We start from the raw sequence: 606 nt of genomic DNA on the forward strand, positions 1-606 counted from the left end.
CATATCGGTTGTTTGCTACAATAATTACAGGTTTAACCTGGCCGCTTAGTCTCATTCCTTCCATTATAAGTCTCATGATTCGTAAATCCGACTAACAAGAAAATTATATGATCGATTAAGAAAAATAGAATCGAACAAGAGAATAAAATATATGCGGGGAGTAACAAAACACTCGCAGTGTGTTAATGAAGAGCTAACAAATATGATTTGTAGTGAAAATAGTTAACAAACAAGTGTTATAAGAAATACGAAGTGTGGTTAAGTAAAACATATCAACAGTTACAAATCTGTAGATGGACAGGATGACGTACTAGTGTAAGTGGCTGATAGCAATTCGCTCATAACAAAATCATTATTTTATAAATAGTAATCATCAATTTTTAATCATGTTTTTATAGCAAGTTTATGGAGAATGAGAATATGGAATAAGGAGATGAAACATGATTGAAGAAGGGCTGTTACTTCCAATGAATGTTTTGCTTCAAGGACAGAAGTTAACCCTACTGGACCCTGAAATGTGGTTCTTACGGGGAAATGAAAACAAGGATGTAACTATATTCTTGATCAATTAGAGATGAAGTATCCTGATCTATTAAAAGAGATATT

1 pseudogene is annotated in these 606 nt (G+C 32.5%); it reads left to right on the top strand.

From position 1 onward, the window contains the following. Positions 1–440 precede the first annotated feature (440 nt). Positions 441–563 (top strand): annotated as a pseudogene (locus BT993_RS06820) (type III secretion protein); the annotation flags it as partial. Positions 564–606 lie beyond the last annotated feature (43 nt).

The organism is Streptobacillus ratti (assembly GCF_001891165.1).
In the GTDB taxonomy this organism is placed as follows: Bacteria; Fusobacteriota; Fusobacteriia; order Fusobacteriales; family Leptotrichiaceae; genus Streptobacillus; species Streptobacillus ratti.